The organism is Paenibacillus xylanilyticus, from assembly GCF_047246825.1.
GTDB classification, from domain to species: domain Bacteria; phylum Bacillota; class Bacilli; order Paenibacillales; family Paenibacillaceae; genus Paenibacillus; species Paenibacillus xylanilyticus_B.
The window spans coordinates 1078970-1092416 of sequence record NZ_JBFOLB010000001.1; the positions used below are offsets into that span (position 1 = coordinate 1078970).

Below are 13447 nucleotides of genomic sequence, written 5' to 3' on the forward strand. Positions count from 1 at the left end.
CGTGGAAGTCGAATGCCTGCTTCTAGCTGTATGCTATGATTACTAAACATGTAAGTAAATAAGGATCTACACCATAGGAGACAGGCTCGCTGCCGCATTATCGTTCCTAAGGGCGTAAGGCGGAGTATCGTAGATGTATGGAGGTGCTGGTGGCAATTTAGGGGCAGCCGCAAGTGGCTGAGGATGCTGTACATATTGAAATACACCGTGCCCATCCATACTTGGTCCATGTGCCCAGCGACCGGTTGCACTCTCGTCTCCTCGGGAAAAATTAAATAACACATAGGATACTTCTTGTTTTTCCAATTCTCTCGGGAAGGTGGTTGGAACAACAATGCCTTCTTTTTCTTCCAATTCCTTAATGGCAGCGATCCATTGATTTTGATGCATGGTGTCCCGTGCGAGCAGCCATGATAGCATATCTTTGACCCCACGATCATTTGTCATTCCATAAAGTCTGGCAACCTGCAGCCTTCCCTGTGACTCAGCAGCCAGGTTATGCCTGAAATCAGCGAGCAGATTGCCGCTGGCAATCGTATACTTTGCATTCCATGGATAGCCGTTACTATCCGAGGGAGCTGCTCCCAAACCCGTAACAATGGCATGCTGAGGGTTACTTCCACCAAGAATTGCATTAATAACGGGATCTTTGGCGGCTTCTTCTAATGTGGCCAAAGGGGCATTATCCAACAAACGCGCAATCATGGTTGCAAGCATCTCGACATGTGCGAGTTCTTCTGTACCCGTATCCATAAGCAAATCTTTGTACTTACCATCCCCGCGAACGTTCCAACCCTGAAATAGATACTGCATCGCTACCGTAATTTCACCAAATTGTCCGCCAAGCACTTCCTGAAGCTTTCTCGCAAATACAGGATCCGGGCAATCCGGTTTGGCATGATACTGCAGTTCTTTGATATTAAAAAACAAACCATCACCTCATTCATTCGAATAGCAAATTCTATGTCGAATATTCGAAAAACTTGCTTGTCAGGACAAAAATACCTCATGCCGTTTTAAGAGGACTTTTTATAAGAATGCTATTTGAATATAAGAAAAAGACCACCTCATACGGGCGGTCTGTCTTCGTACTTTCAGTTAAACAGCAAACGATTCAATTCATTTGAGTCAATCTCACAGCTCGGTTGGAAATGATCACTGTCGATGTATTGCAATAGACTGTAAATAAACTGCCGACCCTCGATTTGACTGAGAAGTTGATCATAATCCAGTGCCCCTACCAACACTTTTCCCTTGCCCACTTTGACTTCAAATAACAGACCCAGCTTGTGGTTACGCTCAAAGTTGTCAATAGTCTGTACGATAGGCTGCACATCTGCGGGAAAGTTATCCAAAATGACGGAACGTGAATGGGTAACTATATTCCACCACGGATAGGTAGAGTGTTTCTCGCTCGGAAAATGCTGCAGCGCTTCATGCTCGTTCTCAATAAGCAAGCCCAGCGTCCCTACCGGAACAGGTTTATTCATACTTTCGGAAATGGACCGGAACATGGGATAACACCAGAAATCCGTACTGTACAAGCCTTCAATGGAGTTGGCGACCTTATTGAGTGCAGGCAGCAAAAGAATGGATTCTCCCTTTTCCAACTTCTGAAGGGCTTCATCATTTAGTTCCCTGTATACAGGCGCGTCGGCAAACTCAATATTATTCTGGTTAGGATAGATCCAAAGCTCATAGGTTTTATAAATATCCGTTTCAGAAATGGACAGCTTTAATGTCACTTGAGTCATTTCTACTACATTTGGCAGAGTTGCTGTAATGCTGCTGAGCATCTGATAAGGTTTCATGTGATCTTCTTTAATGAGGTGTTCACCTTCTGATATAACTCGGCTTTCATGAGTCAAGTGCCATTTCAGGGTTTTCCCTTTCAAAGGAACCTGACGGTAATAGCGCAGTTCCACCGATGCACTAAATGCTTCACCCGCCGCATAGTTGTATTTCTCGAATCGAGCCAAAAGTACAGCATCCGAGCAAAACGTTCGCCATTCTTCTGCGCTGATTAGCCCTTTCGAGTCCATAAATGCATCCAGTATGCCGACCAAGGCCGTTCCTTGTCCGCTAAAATCCTGCAAATCCAGCAGTTGGAAGCCTGCAAGCCGCTCGGATCGGAAAGCTGCTTCCAGCTCTTCCTTATAACAAGCTACGGCCAGTTGTCCGGAAGCATGGAAAAACGAGTCCGCTAGATGGCCCATTCCCTTTTCCTGCAAACGCTCTCGGAAAATCTCAAAGTTGTGTGCCTTAATCGAGCCTGTATACTTTTCAATTTCCGCAAAATTCGGATACATGGCATACTGCCCTATCTCATGAGAAACCACAGGAAGATGCGGATTGAGCTCCTTGTCTGTTGCGGCCGCTTTCACAGTTTTGGAAACGGTCCCATATTGGATCTGAATCTCCTGCTCCTCTGCAACGGAATCCTGAAGATTACTATGTTCGGGAGGCAGGATATGATCGTCATAATCTTTCATGGTGCTGGGCAGATCTGTCTGAACATGTCCGAGTGGTGCATCACACATTGCATAGGAACCCCTGATCAGCCGGTCACGAGAAAAGCGTACACCACTAAAGAAATCTTCCTCTTCCAATATTACCGGGGTAAACTGAAAATTATTGGAGCCTTGAGTATATAGATGCCGCGAATCATATTGCTTGTACTTTTTCAAAATCGCATTCAGCCTTTCCTTGCTCCCCCATAACTCATTACCCAGTGACATCATGACAAATGAAGGATGATTCCCGAAGGTGCGAAGAATCGCAAGTCCCTCCTCAATCAAATAATCTTGCTCTGCCTGATTATGGTTGGGGTCTGTCTCATCTGTAATGGTTCCCCAGAATGGAAGCTCGGGTTCCATGTAGATTCCCAGCAGGTCAGCCGCAACAAATGCTGCTTCAGGTGGACAGCAGGTATGGAAACGGTAATGATTAATGCCGTAGGATTTCGAGATGCTCATGATTCGTACCCATTCGTTAACATCCGTTGGTGCATAGCCTGTTAACGGGAAAATCAGTCCGTCATGCTTGCCGCGCAAAAAGGTTGGCCGTTCGTTCACTGTGAACGTGTCTCCCTTGGCCTTGAAATCCCTCAGCCCGATGACCATCTCCCGCATGTCGAGAATCTCCCCATTCTCGTGACGCAACGTTATGGTAAGCTTATATAAATGAGGTGCATCGTCACTCCATAAGAGCGCTTCATCACCAAATTCATAAGAGAGACGGTTTTCGTTGTTGTCACATGGGTAAATACGCTCAGCGACTTGGTGTTTGTCTGCCGCAGACTCAGAAGTCTGCTCATATATTGCGAAACTCTGCGCGGAAACTGCAATAGCTGTTCCTTGAGTCTCCCCGCTCAGATTCACCGAAAGCGTTATCGATTTATTCATCGCATCTGGATAGATCTGAACTTCCTCCATCCGTGCTGCATGACTGAATCTCAATTCTATTCTTCCAGTGATACCGTTCCAATTCGTTTGGGTATCTTTGGAGGTCAGATGTCCGCCTTTGGTTGGGTAGTTTGTGTTGTCTACCTTAATTTTAATCGTGTGTGTTCCAGCAGACAGACCTTTCTTCAGAACGTATTCATGCGGCGTGTTGAGACTGTTTCGTGTTCCAAGTGGAATGTCATCGATCCAGACCGTCGTAACTCGTGTACGTTCCAGATGCAGACAGCAGTGTTTTCCTTCCAACTCCTCCGAAACGACAAATTCCCTCTCCAGCCAGAGCCAGCCCTCGAAAGTGTATTCGTCTGTGAGCGCTCCAATCTCAGCCAGATCATTTCTCTTTCCCTTTCTGGCATGGGACGTGGTATTTGGCATGGTAATCGTGTCGTTATACGGGAGCTTTACTCCCAGCTTGTTTTCGTCAAGCTGCAGCTTCCAGATCCCTTGCAAGTTTATGATTGGCAACATGATTTCAACTCCTACATTATGGGTTAATCGCACTTGTCTTTTATTGTATCAGAGAATGGAGTACCTATCTGTTAAATTTAAATCATCATTTTGCATCATTCGATCCCACTCGCTCCGGGGTATAATATATAGACGAATAGGACCATTTCGATCTATATATTGAAGATTGTAAGTCGCTTATTGGATTTATGCAAAATGCTAAAATATGGTTAGTTCTGTTTATAAAAAAACCTGACCCCCAAGTAATCCTTGCAGGGTCAGGTAGACTAACAACGTTAAATTAGTTTTGTTCCAGAAGACTCAAGATTAATTTAACGGATTCTGCCCGCGTCGCCGTTTGCAATGGTGCAAAACGATTACCGCCCACACCGTCAATGATTCCGGCTTCAACCATGGAAGCCACGTAAGGCGCTGCCCATGCAGGAATCTGATCACGGTCTTTAAAAGAAAGCATAGCCGATGAACCTTCAGATGTGCTGCTTGCACGAGCAATCATGGTCACCATTTCAGCACGGTTCAGTGGTTTATTCGGCTTGAATGAGCCGTCAGCGTATCCACTGATTATGCCTGCTGAAGCCGCTTCAACAATGTACGGAGCAGACCAGACTGGAATTTGCTTCGCATCGGTATAGGTCGCTACCATGTTGGTCGTGTTCATTTTCATGGCTCTGCCCAGCATGGTAATGAACTCCGCGCGGGTTACTTTTTGATTCGGACGGAAGGTTTCATCGCCATACCCTTGCACAAAGCCTGCAGCCAGGGCTTGATCGATGAGCGACTTCGCCCAGTGACCTTCCGTGTCTTTCAGCTGCGGTACATTTCCGTTGTTGTTGCCGTCAGTCGTACCGCTTCCGGATTGTCCAGGGCTGCTGCTATCCGAATTGCCATCCTGCTCTGTTTCAGGCTGTGTCGGCTCAGATCCCGTTCCGGATGGCGGGGTACTGCTTCCTGAACCGCCTCCGGATCCAGGGTTCGATGTACCCGGTCCTGGATTCGGCGTTTCCGAACTGGACTTCTTGATCATGCCGAATTGATCAATAATAAACGGTTTTGCATCATTCACATTCTGGTCAATTTCATAAGTAACCGCTGTAAGTTTGTCCCCATCGATTGTGATGCCCACAAAGTTCTGAACCTGACCGCGTTTTGGGCGACGATTGTCGTTCGGATCCGGTCCATATTTCTCAGCGTGGTTTTCTTCTGCCCGTTCGAACAAGCTGTAATACGCATCTCCAAGAACAGGATCCTGATTTTTATAGTACACCTTCGGTCCGGCTGTTGCCGGGATAAGGTAGATGGTACCATCCGGGTTCACCGTGTATTCAATCTTATCACCGTTTAATGTTTCCGTAATTTTCACGGCTTCCTTCGCTTTCCCGGTCGCGTCAATCGGTTTGGTCCGGGCGTAGATATGATCATGCCCCTGTAACACAAAATCGATATCCAATTCTGCCATAAGAGGAGCGATTTTGTTACGAACCCCGTTCGGTCCGATGATATCCGAGTCTGTCGCATGATTGGAGGTCGTATAAGGACCTTTATGAATATTGACGATGATCCAGTCTGCGCCGTTTTTGCGAGCCTGCTTCACGTCTTCCTGCAGCCACTGTACCTGTTCTGCCGAGAAATTATTAAACTCTTCAGAATCCTCATTCGAATTCAACACCACGAAGTGTGCATTGCTATAATCGTACGAGTAGTAAGCGCCTGTCTCTGTTGCCGAGTTCACGGGTACATCCAGGTTGAAATGGTCAATAAATGCGTAGTTCTCGTCCTCATGATTACCCGCTGAAGGAACGATTGTTGTATTCAATAGTCCTGATTGAGAATGGCCCAGCAACCAGTTCCATTGCTCCTCTTTTACACCCTTATCGACAATATCTCCATTGTGCACCACGAAGTGTGCGTTAGGAATCGTGGCCAGTGCCTTGTCCAGTGTTTCGGAGGAAAGGATGGCTTCATCCTCGTCCTTCGCCTGCGTGTCTGCCAGGTCAATGAACGTAAAGGCTCCTGACTTCGGCGCTGTACGGAACGTACCCGTCTTGCTCCAAGTATTGCTGGAAGCGTCACCTACTCTGAAGTAGTAGAGCGTATCTGGCTTCAGATCCGCTCCTTCAGCTTTGTGTACACGTTCAGTAGGCGAATTCACAGACAGGCTGGAACGCCCTTCAAAAGAAATTGCATTGGTGAAGTCAACGGTGTCCACTGTTTTTTCAACGACCTGAAGGTCACTTCCTGTCACTTGCTCAGATGTGTACCACGCAAAACCTTTGCTGGTTGTTGGATCTCCATTAAACGTAACGGTAACCTTACCCACTTGCTCATCGTTGGCTGATGTGTCTTTAGTAATTCCAAATTTATCGACGATAAAAGGTGCTGCATTATTTTTGTTCTGATCGATTTCATAAACGATCGCTGTAAGTTTGCCGCCATCCACAGTCAGTGAGGTGAAGTTCTGTACCTGTCCTCTTGCTGCACTCGTTGTGTCTCCATACACACGTGCATGATTCTCTTCTGCTCTGTCAAACAGACTAAAGTAAGCTTCACCCAGTTCTGGTTTCGTATTTTTGAAATATACCTTGGCACCAGCCGTACCTGGAATCATGTAAATGGTTCCGTCCGGGTTAACGTTGTATTCAATGCTTTCTCCGTTAAAGGATTCTGTAATTTGGGCAGCTTCTTCCGCTTGTCCATCCTGCTTAATTGGTTTCGTACGAGCATAGATGTGATCATGTCCTTGAAGCACGAGATCAATGCCAAGCTCGTTCATGAGCGGAGCAATTTGTTGTCTAACACCGTTCTCGCCAATAATGTCCTTGTCGGTAGCGTGATTGGACGTTGTATACGGTCCTTTGTGAATATTGACGATGATCCACTCAGCTCCAGCGGATTTGGCCTGCTCCACATCCTGCTTCATCCATTCCACTTGATCGCTTGAGAAATTGGCATACTCCGCCGAGTTTTCATTCGAGTTCAGAACGATAAAATGTGCATTGCTGTAGTCATATGAGTAATACGCCCCGGTGACAGTTTCCGCATTCTCTGGTTGCTTTACGTTAAAGTGGTCATAGAAAGCGTAGTTTTTGTTCTCATGATTACCGGCAGAAGGTACAATCGTGGTTCTCATCAAGTCGTTTTGTGAGTGACCAAGGAGCCAATTCCATTCCTGCTCGGAAGTTCCATTTTCGACGACATCTCCGTTATGAACGACAAACTCTGCATTCGGAACGGTAGCGAGTGCCTTCGACAGCGTAGCCGCTGATAAAATGGCCTCTTCTTCATCCTTCGCCTGAGTATCCGTTAAGTCAACAAAAGTGAATGCTCCATCAACTGGAGCTGTCTGGAACTCACCTGTTTCACTCCAGAGCCCAAGTGTCTCGTCACCCACACGATAATAGTATGAAGTATCCGCTTCAAGGCCTGTAGCTTCTGCTTTATGAACCATTTCACCCGGAGAGTTTCTGGAGATGATCGCTTCACCGCTAAAGGATTGCGCCATGCTGAAATCGGGAGCTCCATCCTGTTTCTTGACCACTTGGACATGACTGTTGGTCGAAGCAAGCGGTGTATACCAGGTAAACCCTTTGCCCGATTTGGCGTCACCATAGAACGTAGCTGTTACTTTGCTAATATCGATAGCTGGTGCGTCAGCTAACGCTCTGAGCTCCATATCGAAGTACAGATCCGAGCTTCCATCGCTTTGCTGATGCACCTCGACTGCAACAATATTATCTCCTTCATGCAGGAGTGTTTGGAGCGGTTCGGTAAGATCCACATCTTCATACATGACAGGCAGATCCTTAGAAGATGCTGCTTTCGTAGAATAGTTAATTTCTCCTTCCGGCATTCCGAACCTGCGCACTTCTTCTCCATTCACATAAAGTACAGCGCCATCATCAATGCCGAAGGTACCCAGAATTTGACCATAATTTTGAATTTGCTCCTGGCTGACTGTCAGCGTTGTCCGGAAGTATGTAGTGCGGTGTTTCAAACTTTTGTCGCCACCATAGTCCACTTCAGTTTGCAGTGGACCAAAATATGTCGTTGAAATGCCGTTTCCGTTGTCTTTGTAGCCAAAAGGTGCATTGCCTTCCGGCCAGGTTGCATCTTCATAGACAGTCTGCCACACGGACATCAAATCCTGTCCTTGATCAAAGTACTTCCAGTTCGAATTTTTACTTAACAAAATGTCCGGTTGAGGATCAGCTGCCGCTTCTGCCTTAACGATCGGCCCTGTTCCTAAACCTCCGAACCATCCTATCACCAGTGCAGTTGATAGCAGAATGGCTACAATCTTTTTGTACAATGGGTTAATCATCATGTTCTCCTCTCGTTTGGCAATAATGTGAATCTAGTATGCTTTCATTTAACGATTACTAGATTAGCCAGATATATCATACGAGTGGTACATGTTGATTCTTGCATGTTTATGTAAATTACATGTAAATAAAGTCATATCCTATTTTGCTCATTAATCCTCTCTCCATTGGATTTATGGAAAACTGTTCATTTACAATCGATAATTTTTGATTTAATATGATTTACACAAAGTAACTGTTTACACGATGTAAACCAAAGGAGTGTCCTCTGTTATGAGCGGCTTACCGAAGTCAGCTAGATTTCCACTGTTTATTTTAATGCTGAACTTATTCATTGCTTTATTGGGTCAAGGCATGGTTATTCCCATTTTGCCTGAATATTTGAAAGAATTTAATGCTGCAGGAGCAGCAGCCGGTTACCTTATTGCCGCTTTCGGAACCGCACAATTTATTTTTTCACCTATAGGTGGGCAGCTTTCGGACCGATGGGGACGAAAATCAATGATCATTTCAGGCCTTTTTCTAACGGTTATTGCTGATTTGCTGTTTGCCTTATCTACAACCCTACCCCTTCTGTATATTGCACGGTTTATTGGTGGTATCGGAATCGGTTTGATGGTCCCCGCTAACATGGCCTATGTGGCAGACATCACTACACCTGAGACCCGCGCCAAAGGGATGGGCTACCTGGGTGCATCCATGAACCTCGGAATGGTACTCGGTCCGGGACTCGGCGGATTAATTGCAGAACTTGGCATAAGAGCACCTTACTTTTTTGCCGGAGGACTCGGTCTTGTAGCTACTTTGCTTAGTCTGTACATGCCAGAGACCCTTCCAAAAGAGAAACGGAAACCAGCAAGCACCTTGGTTCGTCGCGAGCCGATCCGCAACCAAATCATGAATTCATTTCGCACACCCTATTTTCGCTACTTGCTCCTCATCCTGATCATGACATTTGGCCTGATGAATTATGAAACCGTATATGCACTCTTTGTGGAACAAAAATACGGGTTTGATGCCACCAAAATCTCTCTCATCATCACGGTAGGTGCAGTGATCGGTATCATTGTGCAGATTTGGCTGCTCGATATTCTCATTAAGAGACTCGGTGAAATGAAACTTATTCGGATATCTCTAATCATGACTGCTGTCGCATTGTTGTTAATGATCATCAAGATCAATTTAATATATTTGTTAATCGTATCAGTGCTGTTTTTTGCCTTTAATGCCTTTTTAAGACCTACAGTAAGTACGTTGATTGCCAACGCTGCCGGGGATCGGCAAGGATATGCTGCAGGATTGAATACGACCTATTCCAGCATAGGTAACATTATCGGTCCACTTTTTGCCGGGTTGCTGTTTGACAAACACATTTCTATTCCTTATATTGTTGGTGCACTTATCCTTGGATCGGCCTTTTTCCTGACTCTGCCAAAAACAAAAAATGTGAAAGAACAGGTTGTCTCCTATGACTGAAAACTGGCACCAAAATTTCAAAAGCAAAAACCGGGAAGCTTTAATTGCTGCAGCCAAAGTACTTTTTATGAAGCAAAGCTTTCTGAATGTGAATATCAAAGATGTATGCAGCGAGGCTGGCATAAGCCGGGTTACCTTCTACAAACATTTTCAATCCATGAACGAGCTGATTCTGGAGGTCCAGGTTGAGATTCTGAAGAGTATGACCGGATATGTGAAAAATGCTGCTGATGCCGAAATGAGCGGAAAAGAGATGCTTGCTTCCATGCTTGAGGCATGGGTAAGCTACGCTTCCGAACATCTGGGTTACATCAAATTCGTTTTACTATTCGACCTGCATTATGAAGCTTATGATTCAAGTAAAGAGTTGAAAGAACAATACAATCTATTTATTAACCGTGAAAAAGAACAGCATTTCCTATTGGATGCGCTGCAGATTGGGTACATGGATGGAACGTTAAAGCCCGATCCGGATCCTTTGAATACAGCCCATTTTATCTTTGTATCGATGATGAGTTTGCTGCAGAAAATGAGCCTTGTTTCAGAAGCTGATCAGGAAACCGCCCAGAGTGATCTGAGATTCGCCAAACGATTTGTGGAGATGCTAATACACCATTTGAGCATCTAAAGAACGGGTATGGAATTACTCCTTGTAAGCAAAAAAACTTGCGTTTGCTAAATGGAACAAATCAAAACAGACCAAGTCCAACCGGATTTGATCTGTTTGGCGTAGATTCTATTTCACTTCAAAAGGTTCGAATAGTTCCAGGGAATTGCGTTTTTATTGGGGCCGTCTCGATGCTGGTAAAGAGTCAGCTTTACATTGAATGGAGGAGAAATCTGATACGTGAATACATCTTTACCGACGACAATGTGTGGACCGACAGTAGGAGCGGCTTCAAGAGTAATCTGAAAAGTAAATCCGCGAAATCCGTCCACCCTTTCGATATCCAGGATATCAACATCATATGGATACAAATTAGGAGATGTTGTTAACACATCTGCATATGCTTTTTCAAGTTCTTTTTTCATGTGCGAGTACAATGATAATACGATCATATCTTGCAATTGCAGCTCTCTTGAATCGGTTTGCAGATTATCAGAGGATGGGTGTTTAGAAGGCAAGATTCCAGAAGCAAAAAGAGTTGATATCATTAAAATCATTATAAACCTCATGTAGTGACTCCTCTCCCTCCGTTGCAGTAATGTCCCTCATCTTAATGGATATAATCCCCTGATTCCTTAAACATAATCTAAAATCATTGATTACTACTTTCGCTCTTCACATACCCATATGTAAATACAAATCTAGGATTGGTCTTCATTTAACCCTCTCATTTTACGATAAATAATATGGGGTTATACGGATAGCATTGTTGATTTACCACATCCAAGGGGGAACAGAACGTGAAACATACTCGTAAAAAAATGGTTGATCTAAGGTTTAAACTGTATCTAATCATTCTGGTTCCGCTGCTGGCCATGGGCGGACTAATTATGTGGACCACTATTGATTCTAGTGAGAATGCGTCATTAATGACGATGCAGCATAACAATCAGCAGTTGGCAGTAAACACTGCGTCACTGCTAGGCCAGGAATCGGAATTAATCAAGTCGTTATCCTCCACTGCTTCGGAGGAGAGCAACGAATACAAAAGTCTGAGGGACGAGCTCGTCAAAGTTAGACTTCAATCAGGAGCCCTCTATGTTTATATGTATAACAAAACGTCTGACGGATGGTTCTATACCGTAGATGGAGCAGATTGGGACGATCCGGAGTATAGTCCTTACGGGACTGAAATGGAATTTAACCCCCAGATACAGGAACGCTTGTTAAGCGGTGAAGTTGTTACTACAGGCATTGTGGATGATCCAACCTGGGGACAGCTAATGTCCTCCTTTTCACCGATCAAGGATTCGCAAGGTGCTGTTATTGGCTATCTGGGCATTGATATTTCCGCTGAAGCAGTGAATCAAGTATCCGCGACATCAGTGAATAATGCATTTCGGACCGTTATCCCGATTTTTGTGGTTGTACTGATTTTATCTCTGATTATGATGCTATTCGTGGTAAGAGGCATTCTCAGACAGGTACGCGATATTAAGACGAGCCTCGAACAGGTTGCTGAAGGAAATCTTAACGTTGTATCCACACATATTACGAACGATCAGCTCGGCGAAATCAGTGAATTGATTAATGTCATGGTTGCCCAATTAACGAATATTCTTCTAGGCATACAGCAAGGTTCCAATACGCTGCAGCAGTCCTCGAAAAACATTGCTGCAACAGCTCAGACGAATCAACGTCAAACGGAGGAGCTTTCCAGAGCTATTGAGGAAATTGCCATAGGTTCCATGAAACAGGCCGAAGAGACTGAACACTCCGTCCAACATTCAGAGAATCTCGGTAAAATCATGGATGAAGTTGGTTCATATGTTCACCAGTTTACCAATACTTCAGAGCAGCTATCCGCTGTGCAAGTACAAGTTACTCGTGAACATGAGGTTCTGCTTGAGAAAGGCCGGGAAAATGCCAAACGGGTTGAGCATCAGCAGGAAATTTCCAGGTCGCTGACGACTCAATCGGAGCTCGCTTCATCCATCAGCGGACAGATTCACAACATTTTGAAACAAACTCAAATCCTATCGCTGAATGCTTCAATTGAGGCAGCCAGAGCTGGCGAAGCGGGTAAAGGCTTTGCGGTCGTTGCTGGTGAAATGGGACAGCTTGCCCAGCAATCCGAACAATCCATTCAGGAGATTGATGCGATCCTGGGTTCCTTTGTACAAGAGATTCACCGTATGGGCAGTCATTTTGATGCGAATATGGTGGCGGTTAAGGAACAGGAGAATCAGATTGCTGATTGCCTTCAGGCATTCAAACAGGTTAGCCGTTTATCGGCTGAAGTACATGAACTGGCTCAGAAGTTGCAAAGCCGAACAACGGACATGCACTCCATTCGTCAGGAAGTGGAACAACATTTGAGCTACATCGCTTCGGCAACCGAGGAAACTTCAGCAATGGCTGAAGAAGTAACGGCCAGTGCTGTGGAACAGCAGCGATCTGCCGAAGAGCTATCGAATATCTCCGGGCAGCTCGCTGGACTTGCAGGTGATCTCAAATCATATTCCGATCAATTTCAGATTGAAACTCACAAATCAGATCAATCATGAGAAAGACCCCCGTCATCAATTTAATCAGATGCCGGGGTCTTTCTTGTGTTTAGGATCCCTGGACTGAACATGCCTCGGGCTGTAGACGAATTTTAATGTGATACGACAAAAAAGCCGCCATTTGGCGACTCTTAAGGGTTATGGTTTCTCTTCTCTCTCTACAGAACACAATGAACATGCGTCGTACACCATAATTTATCGGTATGAAGTAGATGGTCCCTCAAAATAAACGATTTGTGCAATACGAATATGCAGCGAGCGATGTTCTGCATTGATTTGTATGTGATCGATCGCAACACCGGCCAGTACACCGGTAATTTCACCTACGGTTGTCATGATCGTGAACGTCTGTCCCTGATGTCTGCTCAAATGCTGAACAAATACCGGCTCAAGAGATGTTACATATTCACCAGGCTGGGGAATTCCTGTTATGGCACATATGGGAGTATGCATCGCATATTTCTGATTGACATAGCCAGGTTGATCCACAGGCTTTTGTACCGCATGAGTCGCAGGGTCAAAATGGTTATTGTTCGTCATCCCAATCGC

At 45.1% G+C, this 13447-nt stretch carries 8 protein-coding genes; 3 read left to right on the forward strand and 5 right to left on the reverse strand.

The genetic code is table 11. From position 1 onward, the window contains the following. Positions 1 to 66: 66 nt before the first annotated feature. The 3 genes from AB3N00_RS04550 to AB3N00_RS04560 form a co-directional block, all read right to left on the reverse strand. On the reverse strand, positions 67 to 930 hold the full coding sequence (locus tag AB3N00_RS04550; protein ID WP_413033513.1) for a manganese catalase family protein: 864 nt from the start codon (positions 928 to 930) through the stop codon (positions 67 to 69). A gap of 164 nt (positions 931 to 1094) precedes the next feature. Further along, positions 1095 to 3929: a glycoside hydrolase family 2 TIM barrel-domain containing protein gene (locus AB3N00_RS04555; RefSeq protein ID WP_413033514.1), complete on the reverse strand. Its 2835-nt coding sequence runs from the start codon at positions 3927 to 3929 to the stop codon at positions 1095 to 1097. Positions 3930 to 4209: 280 nt separating this feature from the next. Further along, entirely contained in the window at positions 4210 to 8247 is a 4038-nt protein-coding gene (locus tag AB3N00_RS04560; protein ID WP_413033515.1) for an S-layer homology domain-containing protein, read from the reverse strand. Between the two features lie 274 nt (positions 8248 to 8521). Here AB3N00_RS04560 and AB3N00_RS04565 point away from each other — a divergent pair, with 274 nt between their 5' ends. Continuing rightward, positions 8522 to 9724 carry an MFS transporter gene (locus tag AB3N00_RS04565; RefSeq protein WP_413033516.1) on the forward strand — a complete coding sequence of 401 codons (1203 nt, stop codon included), beginning with the start codon at positions 8522 to 8524 and terminating at the stop codon, positions 9722 to 9724. Continuing rightward, on the forward strand, positions 9717 to 10352 hold the full coding sequence (locus AB3N00_RS04570) for a TetR/AcrR family transcriptional regulator (RefSeq protein ID WP_413033517.1): 636 nt from the start codon (positions 9717 to 9719) through the stop codon (positions 10350 to 10352). Before AB3N00_RS04565 ends, AB3N00_RS04570 begins: the two co-directional genes overlap by 8 nt. Positions 10353 to 10465: 113 nt before the next feature. Here the strand turns inward: AB3N00_RS04570 and AB3N00_RS04575 are convergent, their stop codons facing one another. Further along, positions 10466 to 10900 carry a DUF3888 domain-containing protein gene (locus AB3N00_RS04575; RefSeq protein ID WP_413033518.1) on the reverse strand — a complete coding sequence of 145 codons (435 nt, stop codon included), beginning with the start codon at positions 10898 to 10900 and terminating at the stop codon, positions 10466 to 10468. Positions 10901 to 11131: 231 nt separating this feature from the next. On the opposite strand from AB3N00_RS04575, the gene AB3N00_RS04580 reads away from it, so the two are divergent. After that, positions 11132 to 12898: a methyl-accepting chemotaxis protein gene (locus AB3N00_RS04580; RefSeq protein ID WP_413033519.1), complete on the forward strand. Its 1767-nt coding sequence runs from the start codon at positions 11132 to 11134 to the stop codon at positions 12896 to 12898. Between the two features lie 195 nt (positions 12899 to 13093). On the opposite strand, the gene AB3N00_RS04585 is transcribed toward AB3N00_RS04580, so the two are convergent. Next, complete coding sequence (locus tag AB3N00_RS04585) at positions 13094 to 13438, reverse strand: DUF2642 domain-containing protein (RefSeq protein ID WP_413033520.1); 345 nt, start codon at positions 13436 to 13438, stop codon at positions 13094 to 13096. Positions 13439 to 13447 lie beyond the last annotated feature (9 nt).

Excerpts from the sequence above, each read along its gene's own strand:
- AB3N00_RS04555 (WP_413033514.1), bottom strand. The coding sequence starts at position 3,929 with ATGTTGCCAATCATAAACTTGCAAGGGATCTGGAAGCTGCAGCTTGAC.
- AB3N00_RS04560 (WP_413033515.1), bottom strand. The coding sequence starts at position 8,247 with ATGATTAACCCATTGTACAAAAAGATTGTAGCCATTCTGCTATCAACT.
- AB3N00_RS04565 (WP_413033516.1), top strand. The coding sequence starts at position 8,522 with ATGAGCGGCTTACCGAAGTCAGCTAGATTTCCACTGTTTATTTTAATG.
- AB3N00_RS04570 (WP_413033517.1), top strand. The coding sequence starts at position 9,717 with ATGACTGAAAACTGGCACCAAAATTTCAAAAGCAAAAACCGGGAAGCT.
- AB3N00_RS04575 (WP_413033518.1), bottom strand. The coding sequence starts at position 10,900 with ATGAGGTTTATAATGATTTTAATGATATCAACTCTTTTTGCTTCTGGA.
- AB3N00_RS04585 (WP_413033520.1), bottom strand. The coding sequence starts at position 13,438 with ATGACGAACAATAACCATTTTGACCCTGCGACTCATGCGGTACAAAAG.